This is a genomic window from Halodesulfovibrio marinisediminis DSM 17456, from assembly GCF_900129975.1.
Classification (GTDB): domain Bacteria; phylum Desulfobacterota; class Desulfovibrionia; order Desulfovibrionales; family Desulfovibrionaceae; genus Halodesulfovibrio; species Halodesulfovibrio marinisediminis.
This window is the reverse complement of record NZ_FSRG01000010.1, coordinates 1-22,071: the sequence shown is the minus strand read 5'-3', so window position 1 is coordinate 22,071 and position 22,071 is coordinate 1. Positions and strand designations below refer to the sequence as shown.

Below are 22,071 nucleotides of genomic sequence, written 5' to 3'. Positions count from 1 at the left end.
AAACTTTCGCGTTCGACTTGCATGTGTTAGGCACGCCGCCAGCGTTCAATCTGAGCCAGAATCAAACTCTCCAGTTTAATAATTCTGTATTGTGACATCCACTACATTGTAGCAGATGACGCTAGCTGATCTCTAAATCAATCCGATTCGCTATTTAATTGTCAAAGAGCTTTTTCAAGCTCCGCTCGGCTATTTTGCCTCGCGTCGAGTTGGCGTTTATGCCACCCAGCCGCTAAGCTGTCAACAACTTTTTGAAATTTAATTTCATTCGCTGTCTGACGAAACCTTGTCTCGCGGCGTGGAGGGAGTGTTTATGCTTTCCACCTTCCGCTGTCAAACCCTTTTTAAAAGTTTTTGAAAAACTTTTTTGAAGAGTTCGTCGACTCAGTTTTACCGATTGTGAAATGAACTTACTCGCTCTGAGAACTGCTTCTCCGTAGCGAGGAAGGAAGTTCTATGGTTTTTGCCTCCCGCCGTCAACAACTTTTTGAGATTTTCTGCTTTTATTTCTAAATATAACGACACAATTCACTTAAAACCGTTGAGCGAGAATAAGTTACACCGATCAGCAGAAGATACATAAATTTCTGCCCTCCCCCCCCATTCGAAAAAACAACACTGTCATGGAATACAGCCCACCATAAAAAAGTGAACTAACTAGGCTCACCTTCTTTGCAATCATTATATAGCACGAAGTAAGATCTGCCAGATTTCCAAAACAGTTGAAAGTAATCCATCTCTAATACCGTAAAAGGAAAATCTGTACTAATCATCTCTTACATCAAGAGCATGCCAAGGGGTTAATTTTCAATGCCATGTCTTCTTAAAAACCTAACATCAGGCCTCTCAGCACAAAAGCATTCCATTTACTATTGGTGGAGCGCTCTTCTACTCCTTATTTTTAGCATTTTTTCGTGTTTATTTCTTTTCGCCGGCTATTACTTACAATCTTCACACTATCATCAAGACTTCATTGATCAAAGCGTAGAGAAATCAAAATTACTCAGTTTACACCTTAATAGAGAAATTGAAGAGCAACAGGCTGTCATTCAATACCTTGCGCAAGACACAGACCTACTTAACGCCATTTCAATGGATGATGAACAGGCTATACTGAAATGGATTAGCGCTGTTCATGACTTTGATCACGATCAAATTTACTTCATTCAATCTGTAAAAACGAATAAAATATTTTCATTTGGCCAGACAAGTAAAGATGTACAAGAGGTGTTACACCACACAAACACTTCACCTAACCTTGCTATCTACAAAAGTTCATCGGGCCAATACTTATTGTGTCTAACTCATGCACTCAGAATTGAGGGTACTATTGTCGGAATCCTTGGAAGCATCTTCTCTTTCACATCCTTCACTAACTCTATTGACCTTAATAGAGATCAATACAGTATCCTTATTATGGAGCATGGTAGTTTCACTGACATACTTTCCGGTGGCGTCATTTCCAAACCCGTTACTCTTCTTCAAAACGCAATGAAAGGGCTCTCTTTTTCGGCCCTGTTTAATCACGAACAACTTGCAATTCCAATGGGGATGAATCAGCTCTATCTTTATGCTTATACCCAAAGGCTAACGCCTAATCCTTCCAAAACATTCCTTACTTGGCTTCTTCTCTGTTTTCCCGGTTGTGTACTTACGTATTGCCTCGCATTACGCCTATCCCAAAAGTATATGCATTCGTTAATAGGGCTTACCGCTTTTAGCGGCGACCCCAAAAAAGACAAAAAACACTTGCTTGCACTTGCTGAATCGACATCAATAAATGAGATCAGTGATGGTGCCAATAAGCTTGTTCAATACTGTGAGCAACTTATGCAAAGTGAGGAATATAAAAGACACACAGCGCTATTTGAAGCCTGCACAACTGCGCTTATTGTATGCGACCTTGAAGGTAGAATTCTTGAATGGAACGAAGAGTTGATCACCTTGCTTGGCGGTACGAAGAAAAACCTTTTCGACCAACAAGTTAAAGAAATTTTTGCAAGCATGGATCAGTTAAAGGTGATTACAGGCATGGCGCATGTGCGTCAGTCGATTACTGCCTCATTGGATACCAAAAATGTATTCAGAGCGCGACTTCGATTGAACTCCGCTCGGAAACGGTCACAACATGTTGAGACTGTAATTAAGCACCTGCGGTGTGCAAACAAATCGTCGCTGGTATTTATGCTCTATAATGTTACTAAGCACGTTCTTGCTGAGCAAGGGTTACAGCGCGCGAAACACTCTGCCGAGACGATTACAAAAGACAGACATCATTTCTACATGGGCTTAACTCAAGAAATTGAACCACTTGCAGAATCTACAAGCCAAGCATTAATTCTTCTCAGTGAAACTCAGCCAACTAATATCCAACAACGCCATATGGAACAATTACAATTCCATAATGAGCTACTCTCAGAACTGATAACCAACATTCGCGATTTTGCCTTGCTGGAAACAGGAAGCGTCTATTTTGAACGAAACACCTTTGAGCTGGAGACACTGCTAAGACAAGTCCACGCATCCACATATTCACGTGCAATGCAACTACAATCAGACATATGTATATACCTTGACCCAACCGTACCCCAAGAAATTTGGTTTGATTTTTCAAAATCGCTACAAGCACTTAGTAATATAGTTAATATTGCAGCAAAACGCGTACACGGCGGCATCATTACTCTGACAGTCACTGCAGGGGAAGTGCTGAGCCAGCACATGCAAATTATATTTGAAGTATGCGGTCAAAAGAAATCTCTTAACCACGATAAAACCTTTGAAGAAACAGGTACACTACCTCAGCCAGAATATTACGGAGAAAAAGGCCAGCAACTAAGCCTTGCCATTGTTGAACGAATGATAAAAATGTTCTCAATTGAGCTTACTCAACACGTCACTCCAGCAGACGTGCATATATTTGCCTTTGAAGTTAACCTAACAAACCGTATTCCCTTAAGAGACAACCTGCATTCCCTCCTGAAAGGAAAGACTATCTTACTGACATACTGTAGTCACAACACCATAAACTTCATTGGAAAAACACTTAGCAGGCTCGGTGCAACCTGTGATTTCATTCCTATTGAGGTTGGATACTGTAATCAACTGATCGAAAAACAACATTCGTACGATGTTCTCATTAGTTGCGACTGTGCATTCGAGTCTCTTCCAGAAAAAAAGCTCAATAACTATTTTCAATCATTAACAACATCGCTGTATACAGTCACCCACTCCTACTGGGAACCTACATACTCCCACTCCAAAATTGAATCCTTCCGCAAACCGGTAATGGTGAACGAATTACTTGCTAGGTTAAACGCCCAATTACTTCCAAGAGTAGAACAATATAATGTAATTGAAAGCTCGCTGACTCCTACTCTCACACTTTTCATTGCGAAAAAAACACATAGAACGAACGAACTGGAGCAACAGCTACAACAACAGCAATACACCGTTGTGCAAGTAGACGATATCATGAAAGGAGTAGATGCTAGACAGCTATACCAACCGGAACTTATCCTGCTGGATACAGGGAACATCACGCTTGATAGCTACTGGTTGATCAAGAAAATCAGAGAGATGGAGAAGCAGGAGCGGCTGGAACCTTCGCGCATTGTTATATTTTTCAGTCAGGAGCACGTATCGCATGCAGAATATATTGATCCCTACACACTGACAGTAAACGCGAATATTCAACCGGAAAAATTAATTGCGCTTCTTGAGACGCTGAAAAACAAGGCTAATAACAGCCAAGTGGCATAAATAAAAAAAGCCCGCATAGTTTGTGCGGGCTTTATTATTATCTTTTCTTCTTTTTCTTAGGGAAGCTGCGCTTAGAGTGACTTGAACGGAACTTCAATCTGATTGGTGCATGTGCAATCTTAAAGGCCTTACGCACCGCTTTTTCCAAGTAACGAATGTAATGCTCTTTCAATCGCTCATGGTCGTTACAGAAAAATACAAATGTAGGCGGAAGAGTTTCAGCCTGTGTCATATAGAAGAACTTCGGACGAACACGCTTAACAACCGGTGGCTGATGTTTGGTCACAACCTCATCCAGAGTACGGTTAAGCATGCTTGTCGGGATACGTACAGAGCACTCCTGCCAAATCTGTTCTGCAAGAGGCAAAATCTGCTTCAAGCCCATGCGAGTATGCGCAGAAACATGCAAAACAGGAACATGACCGCAGTAAGCCAACTCGTGCTGATATTCCTTACGTACTTCCTGCATCCGCTTTGGCTCAACAAGGTCTGTCTTGTTAATAAGTACCATGAACGGAGTCTTACGCTCATCAAGCAGCTTGATAAGGCGCTTATCCTGAGAAGTTACCCCTTCCTGACCATCAATGACAAGTAAAGTAACATTCGCCTTAGTACTTGATTTAATGGAAGAGTTTACAGAATAACGTTCAACAGTGTCGGTAATTTTAGTGCGTCGACGAATACCTGCGGTGTCTACGAAAGTGTAGCGTTTGTCATTAATTTCGTAGGTAACGTCAACAGAGTCACGAGTTGTACCCGCAACGTCAGAAACAATCATACGCTCTGAACGAGTGAGAGCGTTGATTAGAGAAGACTTACCCGCATTAGGACGGCCAAGCATAGCGATTTTAAGGCCGAGCTGCTTGTACTCTTCAGGCGCTGCAAACTCTTCCTCTTCCTGCTCTGGAAGCATATCACGAAGCATCATTTCAAAAGTACGAATCTGGTAGCCATGCTCGCCGGAAATAGCAATCATAGGAAAACCAAGTTCATGAAATTCAGCTGTATACTCTTCTTCCAGCTCGCCACCATCTACTTTGTTAACAGCCAGCAGCACAGGTAAACCTGTTTTACGAGCAAACGTTGCAAGACGTCTGTCAAAAGGCAGCAGGCCGTCACGACCGTCTACAACAAGACAAAGTGCTGCACATTCTTCAATTGCTTCAGTTACGCCGCGAAGAATTTCTTCTTCAAAGCCGCGAAGTTCATTAGGACCCTGAGCAGCGGTAACCTGGTTCTCGTCCAGAGTAACACCGCCGGTGTCAATAATAGTCCATTCTTCACCATCACGGCGAACAACACCTTCCATGCGGTCACGAGTAACGCCCGGACGGTCATGTGTAATTGCGCGGTTACTGCGAATGAGTCTGTTAAAAAGAGTGGACTTACCTACGTTAGGACGTCCAATAAGTGCGATTTTAGAAGTCATGATTGTTTCCGAAAAAATATAAGATCGCGAAGCTAACTCCGCTTAAGTACTTGGTATTCAAAATTGGCAGACAATGACAGAGGTCTGCGGAAGGCATCGCCTTCCATCTATAGAATACGCAAGAAGGCAAGAGGCAATACCTTAATAGTTTGCAGTATGCAAGTAAGCTGATATCAAACTTACTCGCAATATAAAACATCATACGGGGAAAACTGGTTGGTGGGTTGATTTTCTACTAACACATCAACTACAGTCCTCACTTAATAACTGCGGAGAACTCCCCATGAAAAAGCTTTTATCTACTAAAGAAGTTGCACAGTACCTTGGTGTAAATGAGAAGATGATATACACCCTCATCTCTGAAAAAAATTTACCGGCAACCAAGGCAACCGGAAAATGGCTGTTTCCAGCTCACCTTGTGGAACAGTGGGTAGAAGCCCGCACCATGAACTACCCTGAATCCGCTCCGGCAAGCTCTGCCATGGAAAAAACGCTCATAATCGCCGGTAGTAATGACATGCTTATTGATTACGCCATGAAGCTTTACATGCAGGAAAACGAAGGCTCCTATGCCGCGTTCTGCAACCTTGGCAGCCTCGGCGGAATTCGCTCAGTTCGCGACGGTGCAGCCCACATCGCAACAAGTCATCTTATGGACAGGGACGAAAGCGACTACAACTTTTCCTTCACTCAAAACGAAATGCAGGAACCACCTGCGGTTGTAAACTTCTGCTTCCGTGAACAGGGCTATATCATCGCCAAGGGGAACCCTAAAAAAATCAAAGGGACCAAAGAGATTGCATCTGGCAACGTTACGGTTGTGAACCGTGTTGCGGGCACAGGAACCAGACTACTTTTTGATGCAGAGTTGGCTGCTGCAGGTGCAGAAGGTAATACAATTCCAGGTTACGACAACTGCGTCGCACGCCACATTGATGTAGGATTCGAAATCATCACCGGCAGCGCAGATGCCGGTCTCGGTATCCGTGCCGTAGCAAAGGCACTAAATCTTGATTTCATCCCAGTACAATGGGAGCGCTATGACCTTATCATTCCTAAGTCACTCTACTTCGAAAAAAACATTCAGGCCTTCATCAGTCTGCTACGTGATCCACAGATCATAGCCCACGCAGAAAAATTAGGTGGGTATGATCTTACGCGCTCTGCCAGCGTTATTTATCCGGGTGAAGGTGGTAGTCCGGAATAGCGCTGTCTCATTCAGGGGCAAATTGCCCCTATACAAATATGTCGGCTTTAAAGCAGTCATACATACTCAATAAGACACAAGGGAGAGAGGACAACCTCATCTCCTTTTTTTATGATTACTACCTCATCAAAAAAAGGAGCAAACACCTCGTTTTCACAGAATTCAATAAAATTCAGCACGACATAGAAACAGTTATCACAATTTTCAGCAACAATGATTGACGCAATAAATCTCGACCAGTAGAGCATTTTGCTGTTACGGAGATATATATGCTTACATACCCCAAAATAGACCCTACGGTCTTCTCAATCGGCCCTGTCAGTGTACACTGGTACGGCCTTATGTACCTTTTCGGCTTTCTCGCGGCTTGGCTGCTGGGCAGATACCGTGCCTCTAAGCCAACGAGTATCTGGACCACTGAAATGGTCGACGATCTGGTAACGTTTTGTGTGCTCGGCGTAGTATTAGGCGGCAGAATCGGCTACGTGCTTTTTTATGATTTGTCGTTCTACCTTTCCAATCCACTAGAAATCTTTGCTATCTGGAACGGCGGCATGTCGTTTCATGGCGGTTTGCTTGGTGTCATTGTTTGTTTCGCACTCTTTGCCCGCAAACATACCATGACGTTATTTGAAGTGGGCGACTTTTTCGCACCCATGGTTCCTCCGGGATTATTCTTTGGAAGAATCGGTAACTTCATCAACGCAGAACTTTGGGGCAGAGTAACTGATGCACCTACTGGAATGATTTTTCCTGGTGCAGGGTCCCTTCCCCGCCACCCATCCCAGCTATATGAAGCGGGGCTGGAAGGTCTGATGCTTTTCCTTATCTTATGGGGATTCTCTGCAAAACCGCGCCCTACCCGCGCTGTATCCGGACTCTTTCTCATTTTCTACGGATCATTCCGCTTTATTGTAGAATTTTTCCGCGAACCAGATGCGCAACTCGGCTTCATTGCCTTTAACTGGCTCACAATGGGAATGCTTCTCTGTGTGCCTATGGTACTGTTTGGAACGTATCTTATTATGATTGCATATAAAAAGAACGAATTTCCAACAAACAGAAAATAATAACGTTTCGGATTAGTTAAAGCCGTTCTCCTTATTGACAGCGGGGCATATTTGTCGCTATCCACGCATAGTAACAATAAAGAGAGTTTTCACTGTGAAAATTCATATTACCAACTGTTTTATATGGAGGAATCATGGCTAAGGAAGAAGCCATTGAAGTTGATGGCGTAGTGCAGGAAGCATTGCCAAACGCAATGTTTAAAGTAGAGTTGAGCAACGGACACGTAGTTCTTGCTCATATCTCTGGTAAAATGCGTAAATTTTACATCCGCATTCTGCCTGGAGATACGGTTAAAGTGGAGCTTTCTCCATACGATCTTACCAGGGGGCGGATTGTTTACCGCAATAAGTAATATTCTTGCCACTTCTCAAGCCATGTATTGTTTCTACGCATTATAATTTTCAATACGTAAGAACCTCTGCAGTGCGTTCAATGTAGAATTGTATTCTAAAGTGGTGTGCTTTTGCACACCGCTTTTTTATGTCCTCCGACTACAGCACTACCTATAAAAATAATGCCATCACCATAAAGGATTGTACAAACAGTCAGCGCCAGGACTCCCTTATTCAGGCTATTCTTTCGAATTATATTGTAAATTCGCAGAGATGCTTGCCACTATTTTGCTAAGGCTGTACAACGACTTTCATAACTATACATAAAATAAAGGTGGTAGGTTCCGAATTTTGACCAATACAGAGTGAACATCTATCGATTGACAACTTGTACACTTCAGGAGGCCTGAATGGATACACAGCTAGAGGCGAAGATTGTTGAACGCGGTAAAGAGTTCTTCACAAGCATCAGTGGCGAGGCACCATCTATCTTCAACAAAGGTTGGTGGACCGGTAAAGTCATGGACTGGGCTATGAAGAACGAAGACTTCAAGGTTCAGCTTTTCCGTTTTGTAGACGTATTTCCTTATCTGAACACTTCGGAGTCATTGTCCCGTCATATTCGCGAATACTTCTCAGGTGATGACCATGAAGTTCCAGCCGTTCTTAAATGGGGTGCAGGCAAAGCCAGTTTAGGTGGTAAACTTACTGCTAAACTCATGGAAAAGACCATCCGCTCCAACATTGAGAACATGGGACGCCAATTCATTGTTGGTCAGAACACCAAAGAAGCGGTTAAGGGCCTTGCAAAACTGCGCAAGGAAGGCTTCACATTCACAGTAGATTTACTTGGTGAAGCTACCGTAAGTGAAGAAGAAGCAGACGCCTACCGCGACGGCTACCTTGAGGTACTTGATGCAATCGCTGAAGAACAGTCCAAATGGAAAGCCCACCCTGGTAAGGCTGGCGATAAAAACATGGACTGGGGGTTCACACCGAAGGTTAATGTATCCATAAAACCTTCTGCACTCTATTCTCAGGCAAAACCTGTTGATATTGAAGGCTCTGTACAGGGTATCTACAAACGTCTCGAGCCTGTTTACCGTAAGGTTATCGAAATGGGTGGATTCCTGTGCATTGATATGGAATCACTCAAATACCGCGAAATTACTCTGGAGTTATTCCGCCGCTTACGCAGCGCTCCTGAATTCCGCCATTATCCACATCTTTCTATCGTACTACAGGCTTACTTACGCTGCACAGAGCAAGATGCCGAGCAGCTTGTTCAATGGGCACGTACCGAACAGCTCCCAATCGCAGTACGTCTGGTAAAAGGCGCATACTGGGATATGGAATCAGTTCTGGCGAAGCAGAATAACTGGGATTTCCCAGTATGGATGCATAAGCCGGAATCCGACATCGCCTTTGAACGTGTTGCCAAGATTCTGCTTGAAAACCATGAGTTAGTTTACTTTGCCTGTGGTTCCCATAACATCCGCTCCATCTCTGCCACCATGGAAATGGCAAAAGCCATGAACGTGCCTGAAGAACGGTACGAATTCCAAGTACTCTACGGCATGGCAGAACCTGTACGTAAAGGTTTGCTTAAAGTTGCAGGCCGCGTTCGTCTCTACTGCCCATACGGTGATATCATTCCAGGCATGGCTTACCTGGTACGCCGTCTTCTTGAAAATACTGCGAACGAATCCTTCCTTCGTCAGTCTTTTGCTGACGGAGCAGAAATAGCACGTCTCCTCGAAAACCCTGAGATAACCCTGAAACGTGAAATGGACGCACGGCCTGATCCTGCTCCAGAAACATTTGTCGATGGTCTTCCACACTTTAAAAACGATCCAATGATCGACTTTACCATTCCACGCTGCAGAACAGCATTTCCTGCTGCCATCAGCAAAATACGTGAATCAGCAGGTGGAATCATTCCACTCTACATCAATGGTAAAGAAGTCCAGACAGACGACGTCATCCCGACCACCAACCCTGCTGATTACAGTGAAAAAATTGCTGATGTATGTCAGGCTGGTACAGCAGAAATTGATGCAGCCCTTGAAGCCGCTGATAAAGCGTTCCTCACATGGCGCGACACACCTGCAAAAGAACGTGCTGCCTGTTTGCTTAAAGCCGCAGAGATTGCACGTGAGCGTCAATACGAACTTTCCGCATGGCAGGTGCTTGAAATTGGTAAGCAATGGGATCAGGCGTACCACGATGTTGGTGAAGGTATCGACTTCCTCGAATACTACGCCCGTGAAATGCTTCGTCTCGACAAGCCACGCAGAATGGGTCGTGCGCCGGGTGAGCACAACCAGCTCTTCTACCAGCCAAAAGGTGTTGCAGCTGTTATCTCCCCATGGAACTTCCCGTTCGCCATTGCAATCGGCATGTGTTCCGCAGCCATTGTTACCGGTAACCCAGTTGTTTACAAACCAGCATCCATATCCTCCCGTATTGGCTATAACCTTGTAGAAATCTTCCGAGAGGCAGGACTGCCAGACGGCGTATTCAACTACTGCCCGGGTCGAAGCTCTGTTATGGGTGATTACCTTATCGAGCATCCGAAAGTATCCATGATCTGCTTCACAGGTTCCATGGAAGTCGGTCTCCGCATCCAGAACAAAGCATCTGTTGTTCAGCCAAACCAGATGCAATGCAAACGTGTTATCGCCGAAATGGGCGGCAAAAACGCCATCATCATTGATGACGACGCCGACCTCGACGAAGCAGTGCTGCATGTAGTCTACTCTGCCTTTGGCTTCCAAGGTCAGAAGTGTTCCGCATGTTCCCGCGTAATCGTTCTAGATCCAATCTATGATCGTTTCATTGAGCGACTCGTAAAAGCATCTGAGGACATCAAAATCGGTCGCTCCGAAGATCCTGAAAACTACATGGGACCTCTTGCAGATGCCTCCTGCCAAAAAACTGTTATGGAATACATCAAGATTGCAGAAGAAGAAGGAACCATTCTTCTTAAGCGTGATGACCATCCATCAGAAGGCGCATACGTTCCATTAACCATCGTAGGCGACATCAAGCCAGAGCATCGCATTGCTCAAGAAGAAATCTTCGGGCCGGTACTCGCAGTTATGCGTGCATCAACATTTGATGAAGCACTTGAAATTGCCAACGGAACCAGCTTTGCCCTCACCGGCGGCGTATTCTCCCGTTCTCCAGAGCACCTCGAGCAAGCTCGCAAAGAATTCCGCGTTGGTAACCTCTACCTCAACCGTAACAACACAGGTGCGCTCGTAGAGCGTCAGCCATTCGGCGGATTCAAGATGTCCGGCGTAGGCTCCAAAACCGGCGGTCCAGATTACCTGATTCAATTCCTCGATCCGCGTGTAGTAACAGAAAACACCATGCGTCGTGGTTTCGCGCCTATCGAAGCGGATGATGACTGGATTTAATACAATCGTATTATTTTGTCTCCGACAGCTGGGGGAAACCCTTTTAAAAAAGGGTCATCCCCCAGACCCCTTTCCTAAAACTTTTAATTGCGAAACTAGTCCGTGACTATATTTTCTCGCGGCTTAATCACCACTACTTTATGATGATTGACTTCGCCTGTAAGCAAATAACAGGTACGCAAAAACAAAAAACGGATGACACTATTTGTGTCATCCGTTTTCTTTTCGATATTAAGCCGTAATGATCTCAACATACCGGCGTTTTTCATTAGACGGGTTAAGGGGTAATCCCCCTTGCGGATGGAAGGCGGAGCCTTCCCCGTCGAAGACCCGCCGGAGGCACAAAAACTCAAGCGCCGCAGGCCAAAAAATCTCGACTTACCCTTTCTTCACAACAGTCGCGTCATCAACCAAATACATTATGTTCCGGTACTTGAGACCAGAATGGAGGCTAAGCCCTACTTCACATGTCCGACTCGTTGAATACGCTTCTTCACAGTCCTGCACTTGCTTTGGAAGATCAGCAAGGGCTGCTTTATTCAGCTCAGGGAACGAGAAGCCTCTGTCACCGGCAAAGCCACAACAGTAAACATCGTCCGGAAGTACTACTTTTTCAGCACACATGTTTGCGAGCTCTACGAGCGGTTCAACAAGATTCATTTCCCGCACAGTACATGTCGGATGAATAGCGATCTTGCGAGGAACTTTTACGAAATCCAGTCTCTCCGGTAGACATTCCAAGCAGAAACGAATTGGATCATACAAAGTAAGGCGCTTATCCATGTAATCGAGCATGCGGTGCAAACATGGACTTGTGTCGCAGAGAACTGGGTATTTGCCGTTTTCTGAGATAGTCAGCAACGCATCGGAAAGCTCTTTGGACTTAGTTTCACCCTGGGCAGTATACCCTTTAGAAGCAAAGGCCTGTCCACAACACAGGTTTTGCATATTAGACGGGAAAAGAACCTCGTATCCTGCTTTGAGCAGGAGCTGAATTGTCTTCTGCGAAATATCTGTTGATTCAGAGTCGTCTTTAGAAGGTCCCATTGTTCTACTTATGCAGCTTGGGAAATAAACGATCTTATCCGGATTACCTTCATTAATCGGTACAGGCTTAATCGGACCGGCACTTGTCGGCATTTCTTTGTTCCAGAGCGGAATCTTTTTCAGAGAGACAACACGAAGTACGTTTGCTCCAGAATCCATTACGCGGGTACCAAACAAGCGATGGGCAAGGTTTGCTCCTTTAAGCGCAATTTGGACACCTTTAGCTACCGTACTGAAATTTCGTCCTACCCAATCTGCTATAGAGTTTGCAAAAGATGAGGCATGCTGTGCGCGTAACTCCTTAATCATAGAGCCGGTGTTGATATCCACAGGACAACGGGTATGACATAACCCGTCAGTTGCACAAGTTTCAATGCCAAGGTAATTATACTCTGCCCACATTTTCTTTAATTCTTTCTGATCAATAGACGAATCTTTAAGCCGATAGAGCTCACGTAAGCTTGTAATTCGCTGACGCGGAGTGAATGTCACGTTTGCTGAAGGACAAACAGGCTCACAGAACCCGCACTCAATGCACTTATCTACAATATCATGTGCGGCTGGCAACGGTTTAAGTGCTGTCAGGTGTGCACGAGGGTCGTCGTTGATGATAACACCAGGGTTCAACAGATTATACGGATCGAGTAATTTTTTGATCTCACGCATGAGATCATGTGCTTTTTTACCCCACTCCAATTCAACAAACGGCGCCATGTTGCGCCCTGTGCCATGCTCAGCTTTAAGTGACCCTTTATACTCGGTCGCTACCATTATGCAAACTTCGTCCATGAAAGCCTGATAGCGCTCAATCTCTGAATCAATGCCGAAGTCCTGCGTGAAGACAAAATGCAAGTTTCCTTCAAGGGCATGACCAAACATAATGGCCAAATCGTATTTATACTTTTTAAGCAACTCATCCAGTCGAGCTACACCTTCTGCAAAACTTTCCGCTGGGAAAGCAACGTCTTCGATAATAACCGTTGTTCCAACATCACGTACAGCTCCAACGGCCGGGAACAGCCCCTTACGTACAGCCCAGAATCGAGCACATTGAACAGGATCGTGACAAAATTCTACAGGCTCAATCTTGTTGATATGATCAATAGAAGCAATGATTGCCTCAACCTTCTGTTCAATTTCAAACGGGTCATTTGAGGCCGTTTCAATTAAAAGAGAAGTAGTACCCGGTGCAATACCTTTAATTGAATCCGGCATTCCCGGTTTGTCACTTACAGAACGTAATGAACGCTCATCCATAAGCTCTACGGCAGACACAGGCTGTTTTTTCAGCTCCATGGTTGCCAAACAAGCGTCTTTCAAACTTGGGAACATAGCAAGCGCTGTCGCTTTGTATTTAGGTTCAATAACCGTTCGATAGGTTACCTCTGATATAAATCCGAGCGTTCCTTCTGAACCCACCATGAGATGTTGTAAAATTTCAAATGGGTCATCAAAATCCACGATGGCATTCAGGCTGTATCCTGTTGTGTTCTTAATTTTAAACTTCTTTGCAATCAGGTCGGCCAGTTCCTTATCTTCCATGACACGTTCACGAATACCTAAAAGACCTTTCACCACTTCCGAATGTTTTTCTTCAAAAGCCTGTTTGCTCTCTTCACACGCTGTATCCAGCAGTGTGCCGTCATACAGTGCAAGACGCATACTATGCAGTGTCTTATAACTATTTTCCGCAACGCCACAACACATGCCTGATGCGTTGTTAGCAACAATACCGCCAATCTTTGCGCTATCAATCGAAGCCGGATCAGGACCTATTTTTCTACCAAACGGTAAAAGTGCCCTGTTGGCATGACCACCTATAAGTCCCGGCTGCACAACAAAACGTGTAGCATTTTCCGCTATTCGATAATTGCGCCAAGAATCACCAATACGCACGAGTACAGAGTCGGATATTCCCTGACCGGACAAACTTGTTCCCGCTGCACGGAACGTTACCGGAACCCTATGCTTATCGGCGAATCGTAGTAGCTGCAGCACTTCCTCCTCATTCTCTGCATCTACTACCATCTTAGGAATCAGACGATAGAAGCTGGCATCTGTTCCATATGCAAGTACCTGTAACGGATCTTTATAAATTCTTTTTTTCGGAATTATGGACAATAAATCATTATAAAAAGCTGTGTGTGGCGTTGAATGCATCTCGCTACTCCTGCTAGGTTTTCAATTAATACACAAACAGTAGCATTGGCGTCTGATGCCATGAATGAAAAGTTTTACTATTATCAATCAAAAAAAGCCCCCGCGGAAAGCGAGGGCTTTAAATACAAAGGAATAACTTATTATTAGTTCGTGTAAATTTTCAGGTTATCACCAGGACGCAAAACAGAGCGCTTGCTCAGCTGATTCCAACGCAGAACATCTTTATATGATACGCCGAACTTTTTAGCGATTGTCCATACAGATTCACCTCTGCGAACCTGATATGCAACAGTCTTTGTGCCTTTTTTCTTTGAAGTCTTCTGGGCAATGGTAGTTTTTTTAGACTTATTTGGAATATACAATTTGCTACCAGCACGAAGCTGCTTAGCGGAGCGCAACCCGTTTGCAGACAACAATGTCTTTACGCTTACACCTGTTGCACGAGAGATATCGTAAAGGGTGTCTCCCTTCTTAACTATGTATTTCCCGCGTTTCTGTGCAATTGCACGAGTCTTAGCACGGGGGCTACGCCACGCAACCTGTGTGGAGTTGCTGCCAGGAATCATTAACCGCTGACCAGGCTTAAGCAGGTTACTTCGACGATTATTAATCTTTTTAAGGACAGCGACCGGAACACCATGCTTACGGCCGATACGGTACCACGAATCCCCGCTACGCACCTTATATGCAATCCATCCAGCGTAAGGTCGAGACTTATCGCTTTTAAGGAAAGCCATCGCCTTTGAAGCCTTTGAAGCAGGAACATAAACAGTTGTTTCGTAATCAGGAGGAGTTACCTGACGACGAAACGCAGGGTTCATATTGTAAAATGTTTTCCACTTGATCTTAAGATCATTGGCCAATGCAAGTAGATCTGTACCACCTTTTACCTGAATAGCCTTAACCGGCTCGCATGACTCTGTATCAATAGGATCAAAGCCAAGTTTTTCAAGGTTACGCATGATCTTTACGATAGCAAGAAACTTAGGAACATAGTGTTTTGTTTCTTTACGAAGTCGTGCGCGTCGGCTCAGTTTGTGGTTTTTCTGTGTGAGTTCAAAGAAGCTTTCGGCACCGGTTTTCTTCATGGCACGACCAATTTTGCCCTCACCTGCATTGTATGCAGCAATGGCAAGGTACCAATCCCCGAAGTCGTCATACAGCTTCAAAAGGTAGGTTGCGGCAGATTCTGCGGACTTATAAGGATCTCGACGTTCATCAATCCACCAGTCCTGTTTCAAACCGTATTTTCTACCAGTGTACGGCATAAACTGCCATACACCTGCAGCTCCTGCACGAGAGTATGCCTTCGCATTAAATCCACTTTCAACAAATGCCAGATATACGATTTCCTCTGGCAGGCCTTTTTGCTTAAATATCTCAGTAGCATGCGGAAGCAAACCGCCACAACGAGAGAGATAACGCTGGAATGTCTTGCGACCTCTGTGAGTGAAATACTTGAAATATTGCTCAACAACCTTACGATCACTCTCATCCATCTCTATATTGATGTTGAGACGAGTTTCTAGCGCTTCAAGTTCTTCACTGGATAATGGCTCTGCGTCATCTGCAGGCGGAACCTGCACATCCACCACTTCATCTGCAGGCTCACCTGTTACTTCAAGCTCTATAAGCTCGGAAATAACGGCAGCTTCATTTGGAGCTGGAGTAACCGGCAATGTGGCTGTGCTCTTGCTTGATTTAGGTGTACACGCCGCAAGCAACATGCACGCTAAGCACAAGAGAAGAATCTGTCGGAAAGTCATTTTGTGAATATCAGATTTTTTCTGCATCTATTTTCCATTTAGCGGGGGTGTAGCTATTGCAAGACTGGTTTTAGACAGGTAGTTCACCCTTATAATGATATGCCACCTACCCTATACGAGAGTACAAGGCAATCATCTGTTACAAAGAATCTTGCATCTATTTAGCGACTTTTTCAGGATATATAATTATGAACGACAATTACAACGAAAACACTGAAGCTATTCTTCCCGGCGTAAAACCGGTAGCCGAACATCTTGCATCTTCACCAGAGCAAGTCGACTCCGTGCTTATCCGCAAAGACAAACGCGGGGCAGATATCACCAAAATCACCGACCTGTGCAAAAAGCACAAAATTCGTTTCACTTTTGTACAGGAACAGTCCTTAAGCAAACTATTCGACGGCAACCATCAGGGCGTTATCGCAAAAATATTTAAAGCAGGCTTTAAGTCTGAAGATGAAGTTCTTGCAGAAGCACTGGAAGCGGAACTACCGCTTGTTGTTGTTCTGGATCAAGTTCAGGATCCGGGTAACGCAGGGACTCTTGCCCGTACCATTTATGGAATCGGAGCAGGGGGCATGATTATTCCTAAACACAATGCTTCTTTTCTGGGCGCAGCTGCTGCAAAAGCTTCCGCCGGAGCACTTGGTAAGCTTTCTGTTGCAAAAGCCACTAATATCTCACGCACATTAGAACTTGCTAAAAAAATGGGATACTTCGTTTACGGTGCAGAATACAAAGAAGGCGCAGAAAACTTGTTTAAAGCAAAACTCCACACGCCTGCAGTTCTTGTACTGGGAAATGAAGAAAAAGGTATCCGCCCAAACGTCGCGAAGCGACTGGATGTATCCCTGTTTATTCCTATGGCACACGGATTCGACTCTCTTAATGTTGCGCAAGCCGGCGCCATGATGCTCTCTCAGTTCTATGCTGCAAATTGTGATTAATTTACAATATACTGTATTGTAAAAGGATTATTTATGCAGGGTGCTACTGTTTTTTATAAGTAAACAAACTAAAGAGAAAAACCGCAACCTATGATAAGTTGCAGATCAGTAACGATGTGAAGTAGATAGGGAAGAAAGAAGAGAGATGTCAAAAGGTCGCCAAAAGTGACGACCCTTTGAGTAAAAAACTACTTATTAACGCTTTCCATAAGTGCTTTAGCTGGTGAAAATTTCACTACTTTGCGAGCTGGAATGGTCATAGGCTGACCAGTCTGTGGATTGCGGCCGGTACGTTCCGCACGGTCATAAACAGAAAATGCACCAACATTAGGAAGACGAACACCCTGTTCACTTACGACGCCTTTAGTCAGCACTTTACAAAATGCATCGTACGCTTTTTCAGCACTAACTTTAGTTTCAAAAACTTCTGGCAGGGTGTCTTTAAGAGCTACAACAAACTCAGCTTTCGTTAGCATGAGAGTTTCCTCCTTGCGAAATGGTTCTCCCCCTAGACAAGCCTTTGTAATGTATAGCTTTGATTCTATGCAGATATACGGCCTTTATGTCAATCATTTCTGAGATAGAATTGCGCTAAAAGTGGAATTTTCTATTATATTTTGTAAAAAAGCCGCGCTAATTCCTGTTTTGCGGGAAATTAACACGGCTTTTTTACTTTAATTTTCGCCCCTTAGACCTCTATTGAGTGCAAAAGCAAGGACAAGTTAGAAAAAGTACTTTCTTTAATAGCTACTTGTTACCAAGTAAGATTTCCTTCACTAATTCAGCAGCCACTTCTGCACCAGATTCATTCCAGTAAACATCATCCGTCCACCAGATCAATTGCTTACGCTGCCCCCACTCTGCAATTGCTTTAGCCTGAAGATGCGGAGTAAGATCATAAACTTTAAATACATGCTTCTCAGACATTGCGCGCAGCGCTGCCAACTTTGGAGACTCAGGAACCTGTGCAATTGTACCTCCAAGAAGAGAAGCATACACTCGATACTTTGTCGGAACGAACACCACTGCCTTCACAAGGCCAGCCTTATCACTAAGGGATGCCAGCAATTCTTCAAATTTAGGATCTGCCTCATATTTGGTTACAAGTGTTTCTGCAACATACGCTTCAGAAAATGCTAAGTTACTTCCACCAATCGGGTATGAGACAACGCCTACGCTATCAGCACTGTTCGCCAAAAAGTCACCACGATATTCACGTAATAAGCGTCCTAGCTCATTATTTCCAAGGTAGTTAACAAGGCGCTTAAGGGGATAATGCACCTCTGAGCTGAACGGTTTAAAATCTTCGCCTTCAAAAACAAAGAGTACGCCATTCTTAACCAACTGCTGCTCTTTCATGAGCATCAAAGCAAGAAACGCCTGCTCATCAAGGCTTCCAGGAGTCGCAATGTTATACGCTTCAACACTGTATTGATCGCGCAAAATATCGCTAATAAGAGAAGACTGCGTATTACCATTACCTACGACAAAGCTGCCGCCAATAAGCAGCACGTTAGGGTTGTTTACTCCATTAGAATTACGAAGACCATTTTTGTCAGTAACAAATGAAATATCACGGGCAACAGGTTCAACTCTTGAGTCAATACGTGCCAGCAAACCTGCTGTTTGCTTCATCTGCAACTGACGGCTTGGCGCAAACGTGAACAAGGCCAAACTTGGGTTGTATTCAGCAAGATACTGTTCTGGGGTTGTCGCATTCTCTTCAGCCAATCCACTTATGCTAACACCTCCCCACGCTACGAGAGTAACCAGCACAAATGCACCAGTAATATACAGCGCCTTATTTCCACGCATGAACATGCATGCAACAGCCCATATTGCTAATGCGTATGCAATAATATGCACATCAAAAACGCCATATGTAGCCAAGGCCGCTGAAAAAACAACCGCACAGACAACACCTATCAAAACTTGTTTCAACATTTTTACCTTCCATGAGCTAAGTTTGGTTTTACAACCAAGTTTAAGCCTATGCCGTCATAGAATTTCAGTCAAACTTCCTATCTGAGCTACAAAAATCAGAGCTTTGTTACTAGGTAAGTGATTAACTGATCATTATACTGAAGGCTCAACCAATTTTTTTTTAAGGAATTTTTGTAGTAAAAACGCTACTATTCATGAATTATCATTTTTATATGGCAACTTCACGTTATTTAATATAGTAATCATTACTAATTGAGGCTTTAATTAAGATTACGATACATTACAGAATAAGGTGCAAGCAAAATGACTGAACTGCATATCCCGGCTGACGTTGAGTACAGAACAATGAATGACAATGCCGAAATTGTTCTAGCAAGACGTTATTACCGCAAAGACATAGATGGTAATCCTATCGAAGATGCAACCAAGCTCTTCTGGCGCGTTGCTTTTGCCATCGCATCAGAAGAAAGCAAATACGAAAACACTACGGTCACTCCAGATACGCTTGCAAAAGATTTTTACTCCATGATGACAAATATGGAGTTTTTACCCAACTCACCGACACTCATGAACGCAGGCACCCCACTCGGCCAGCTTGCTGCCTGCTTTGTATTACCTGTTGGCGACTCAATCGAAGAAATTTTTGATGCAGTTAAGTATGCTGCAATGATCCATAAATCCGGTGGCGGAACTGGCTTCTCATTCTCCCGTCTACGTCCTAAAGATTCCCGTGTAGGCTCTACCGGCGGTGTCGCCTCCGGCCCTGTTTCTTTTATACGCATTTTTAATACAGCAACTGAACAGATCAAGCAGGGGGGAACACGACGAGGTGCAAACATGGGCATACTCCGCGTGGATCATCCAGATATTATAGAATTTATCCGTGCTAAAGAACGAGAAGGTGAGTTCAATAACTTCAATTTTTCAGTAGCACTTACTGAAAATTTCATGAAAGCCGTCGAAAACAATGAAGACTATGATCTGGTCAACCCGCACGACAGTGAAGTCGCAGGCTCATTGAATGCCCGTGAAGTTTTTGAAATTCTGGTTCAGAAAGCATGGGAAAAAGGAGATCCTGGAATTGTATTTCTTGATCGCATCAACCGCGACAACCCGACTCCAGCGCTTGGTCAGATAGAATCCACTAACCCTTGTGGTGAACAACCGCTTCTTCCTTACGAAGCTTGTAACCTCGGCTCAATCAACCTGGGCGTAATGGTAAAACAAGATGACGAGCAACCTATCTCCATAGATTGGGACAAGCTCAATCGAGTTGTACACCTTGCAGTTCGCTTCCTCGATAACGTCATTGACGCCTCCCGTTTCCCACTAGAGCGTATTACCGAAATGGTAACCATGAACCGCAAAATAGGTCTCGGTGTTATGGGGTGGGCAGACTTGCTGTTCCAGTTGAATATTCCATACAACAGTCAGGAAGCACTCAACCTTGCTGAGAAGATTATGGAGTTCATTCAAGCAGAGGGTCGAACTGCATCAAAACAGCTTGCAAAAGAACGCGGTGCATTCCCAGCATACAAAGAATCTATCTTTGGCGAACGTGATCTTGGGCCATACCGTAACGCCACAGTAACCACTATTGCCCCTACAGGTACTCTTTCAATCATTGCCGGTTGCTCATCAGGCATTGAACCACTGTTTGCCCTATCCTTTGCGCGTCACGTCATGGACGGCGAAAAACTGGTAGAGACAAACCCGTACTTTAAAACTGCACTGGAAGAACGCGGTTGCTACTCAAGAAAACTTATGGATGCCATTACTGAAAAAGGCACCATCGTTGATATTGATTACCTCCCAGAAGATCTCCGAAAGGTTTTCGTTACGGCGATGGATATTGAAGCTGAATACCATTTAAAAATGCAGGCGGCATTCCAGAAGTACACAGACAACGCTGTATCCAAAACCGTTAACGTCCCAAAAGAAGCAACTGTTGATGACATCCGCTCCATTTACTGGCTGGCATATGAACAAGGCTGCAAAGGAGTGACCGTCTATCGAGATGGTAGTCTCCAATCTCAGGTGTTATGCACAGAAAGCCCAGAACGGGAAGAAGCCCCGGAACCGGTAAGGCTTAAAGTTGAACGCCCGGAAATCGTTTATGGATTCACTCAAAAGGTAGAAACCGGACTTGGCGTACTCTATGTGACCATCAATGAGATTGACGGCAAGCCATTTGAGTTGTTCACCACGATTGGTAAGTCCGGCCGCTCAATTACAGCTAAAGCAGAAGCAATCGGCCGTCTTGTTTCATTAGCACTTCGTGCAGGCATTGAACCAATCGACATAGTACGCCAACTCAAAGGTATCGGTGGTGAGCATCCTGTATTCAAGAAAAAAGGGTTACTACTTTCAATTCCCGATGCAATCGCATGGATTTTAGAAAACCGTTATTTGAAGTCTTCTGTTTCTGTTCACTCCACAAATGGACTCACTAAACAGTTGTGTCCTGATTGTGGTGGTGAACTTATATTCGAAGAAGGATGTAACAAGTGCTACAGCTGTGGCTATACTAAGTGTGGCTAACCTACTCACTCAGCAAGGGTGAAAAATAAAAGATAAGCCGGTTGTCATAAGGCAACCGGCTTTTTTTGTCTCTAACAAATAAAAAATCGAAACAAAAAAAGACCGCGTTTCTTTTGAAACGCGGTCTAGAAATAAATCTTGGCAGCGACCTACTTTCCCACAGGCTCCCCTGCAGTATCATCGGCGATGGTCGGCTTAACTTCCGAGTTCGGAATGGGATCGGGTGTACCCCAACCTCCATGGCCACCAAGAAAAATATGTCGGGTCAGTCAGTTCTTTGGAAAGGCGAGCAATATTTACCTTGCTGCCACATCAAAGGGCTAACCCTGAAATATAATCTTAAGGGAGGAAAAGAATGATTTGATGTAGAAAAATAAGGCTCACGGACTATTAGTACTGGTTAGCTGAAGGCATCGCTGCCCTTACACACCCAGCCTATCAACCTG

12 protein-coding genes and 3 rRNA genes are annotated in these 22,071 nt (G+C 44.3%); 7 read left to right on the top strand and 8 right to left on the bottom strand.

Annotation, left to right across the window (positions count from 1 at the left end):
• Window positions 1-77: ribosomal RNA gene (locus BUR09_RS16435) — 16S ribosomal RNA — on the bottom strand; the annotation flags it as partial.
• 733 nt (window positions 78-810) lie between these two features.
• Here BUR09_RS16435 and BUR09_RS16430 point away from each other — a divergent pair.
• A complete protein-coding gene (locus tag BUR09_RS16430) occupies window positions 811-3,759 on the top strand; it encodes a PAS domain S-box protein (RefSeq protein WP_074218033.1) in 2,949 nt (982 codons plus the stop codon).
• A 37-nt stretch (window positions 3,760-3,796) separates the two neighbouring features.
• On the opposite strand, the gene der is transcribed toward BUR09_RS16430, so the two are convergent.
• Window positions 3,797-5,188, bottom strand: a complete 1,392-nt coding sequence (gene der / locus BUR09_RS16425; RefSeq protein ID WP_074218032.1) for a ribosome biogenesis GTPase Der — start codon at window positions 5,186-5,188, stop codon at window positions 3,797-3,799.
• A gap of 283 nt (window positions 5,189-5,471) precedes the next feature.
• On the opposite strand from der, the gene BUR09_RS16420 reads away from it, so the two are divergent.
• The 4 genes from BUR09_RS16420 to pruA all read left to right on the top strand — a co-directional run bounded on the left by BUR09_RS16420 (window position 5,472) and on the right by pruA (window position 11,220).
• Window positions 5,472-6,395 carry a helix-turn-helix transcriptional regulator gene (locus BUR09_RS16420; protein WP_074218031.1) on the top strand — a complete coding sequence of 308 codons (924 nt, stop codon included), beginning with the start codon at window positions 5,472-5,474 and terminating at the stop codon, window positions 6,393-6,395.
• A gap of 269 nt (window positions 6,396-6,664) precedes the next feature.
• Window positions 6,665-7,465 (top strand): prolipoprotein diacylglyceryl transferase, encoded by an 801-nt coding sequence (gene lgt / locus BUR09_RS16410; protein WP_074218029.1) that lies wholly within the window; start codon window positions 6,665-6,667, stop codon window positions 7,463-7,465.
• Between the two features lie 134 nt (window positions 7,466-7,599).
• Complete coding sequence (infA, locus tag BUR09_RS16405; RefSeq protein WP_066858657.1) at window positions 7,600-7,818, top strand: translation initiation factor IF-1; 219 nt, start codon at window positions 7,600-7,602, stop codon at window positions 7,816-7,818.
• A 390-nt stretch (window positions 7,819-8,208) separates the two neighbouring features.
• Window positions 8,209-11,220, top strand: a complete 3,012-nt coding sequence (pruA, locus tag BUR09_RS16400; protein ID WP_074218028.1) for an L-glutamate gamma-semialdehyde dehydrogenase — start codon at window positions 8,209-8,211, stop codon at window positions 11,218-11,220.
• A gap of 378 nt (window positions 11,221-11,598) precedes the next feature.
• Here the strand turns inward: pruA and BUR09_RS16395 are convergent, their stop codons facing one another.
• Both BUR09_RS16395 and BUR09_RS16390 read right to left on the bottom strand, forming a co-directional pair.
• Window positions 11,599-14,427 (bottom strand): FAD-binding and (Fe-S)-binding domain-containing protein, encoded by a 2,829-nt coding sequence (locus BUR09_RS16395; RefSeq protein WP_074218027.1) that lies wholly within the window; start codon window positions 14,425-14,427, stop codon window positions 11,599-11,601.
• 143 nt (window positions 14,428-14,570) lie between these two features.
• Window positions 14,571-16,220, bottom strand: coding sequence for a LysM peptidoglycan-binding domain-containing protein (locus BUR09_RS16390; protein ID WP_074218026.1), 1,650 nt, complete (start codon window positions 16,218-16,220; stop codon window positions 14,571-14,573).
• 161 nt (window positions 16,221-16,381) lie between these two features.
• Between BUR09_RS16390 and BUR09_RS16385 the strand changes: the two genes are divergently transcribed.
• A complete protein-coding gene (locus tag BUR09_RS16385; RefSeq protein WP_074218025.1) occupies window positions 16,382-17,140 on the top strand; it encodes a TrmH family RNA methyltransferase in 759 nt (252 codons plus the stop codon).
• Window positions 17,141-17,328: 188 nt separating this feature from the next.
• Here the strand turns inward: BUR09_RS16385 and BUR09_RS16380 are convergent, their stop codons facing one another.
• Window positions 17,329-17,616, bottom strand: coding sequence for an HU family DNA-binding protein (locus BUR09_RS16380; RefSeq protein WP_074218024.1), 288 nt, complete (start codon window positions 17,614-17,616; stop codon window positions 17,329-17,331).
• Window positions 17,617-17,887: 271 nt separating this feature from the next.
• Window positions 17,888-19,084: a hypothetical protein gene (locus BUR09_RS16375; RefSeq protein ID WP_074218023.1), complete on the bottom strand. Its 1,197-nt coding sequence runs from the start codon at window positions 19,082-19,084 to the stop codon at window positions 17,888-17,890.
• Between the two features lie 303 nt (window positions 19,085-19,387).
• On the opposite strand from BUR09_RS16375, the gene BUR09_RS16370 reads away from it, so the two are divergent.
• A complete protein-coding gene (locus BUR09_RS16370; RefSeq protein ID WP_074218022.1) occupies window positions 19,388-21,625 on the top strand; it encodes a vitamin B12-dependent ribonucleotide reductase in 2,238 nt (745 codons plus the stop codon).
• Between the two features lie 136 nt (window positions 21,626-21,761).
• Here BUR09_RS16370 and rrf read toward each other — a convergent pair.
• Together rrf and BUR09_RS16360 are read right to left on the bottom strand one after the other, a co-directional pair.
• Window positions 21,762-21,876 (bottom strand): 5S ribosomal RNA (gene rrf, locus BUR09_RS16365).
• 118 nt (window positions 21,877-21,994) lie between these two features.
• Window positions 21,995-22,071, bottom strand: a 23S ribosomal RNA gene (locus BUR09_RS16360); the annotation flags it as partial.

Excerpts from the sequence above, each read along its gene's own strand:
- BUR09_RS16430 (WP_074218033.1), top strand. The coding sequence starts at position 811 with ATGCCATGTCTTCTTAAAAACCTAACATCAGGCCTCTCAGCACAAAAG.
- der (WP_074218032.1), bottom strand. The coding sequence starts at position 5,188 with ATGACTTCTAAAATCGCACTTATTGGACGTCCTAACGTAGGTAAGTCC.
- BUR09_RS16420 (WP_074218031.1), top strand. The coding sequence starts at position 5,472 with ATGAAAAAGCTTTTATCTACTAAAGAAGTTGCACAGTACCTTGGTGTA.
- lgt (WP_074218029.1), top strand. The coding sequence starts at position 6,665 with ATGCTTACATACCCCAAAATAGACCCTACGGTCTTCTCAATCGGCCCT.
- infA (WP_066858657.1), top strand. The coding sequence starts at position 7,600 with ATGGCTAAGGAAGAAGCCATTGAAGTTGATGGCGTAGTGCAGGAAGCA.
- pruA (WP_074218028.1), top strand. The coding sequence starts at position 8,209 with ATGGATACACAGCTAGAGGCGAAGATTGTTGAACGCGGTAAAGAGTTC.
- BUR09_RS16395 (WP_074218027.1), bottom strand. The coding sequence starts at position 14,427 with ATGCATTCAACGCCACACACAGCTTTTTATAATGATTTATTGTCCATA.
- BUR09_RS16390 (WP_074218026.1), bottom strand. The coding sequence starts at position 16,220 with ATGCAGAAAAAATCTGATATTCACAAAATGACTTTCCGACAGATTCTT.
- BUR09_RS16385 (WP_074218025.1), top strand. The coding sequence starts at position 16,382 with ATGAACGACAATTACAACGAAAACACTGAAGCTATTCTTCCCGGCGTA.
- BUR09_RS16380 (WP_074218024.1), bottom strand. The coding sequence starts at position 17,616 with ATGCTAACGAAAGCTGAGTTTGTTGTAGCTCTTAAAGACACCCTGCCA.
- BUR09_RS16375 (WP_074218023.1), bottom strand. The coding sequence starts at position 19,084 with ATGTTGAAACAAGTTTTGATAGGTGTTGTCTGTGCGGTTGTTTTTTCA.
- BUR09_RS16370 (WP_074218022.1), top strand. The coding sequence starts at position 19,388 with ATGACTGAACTGCATATCCCGGCTGACGTTGAGTACAGAACAATGAAT.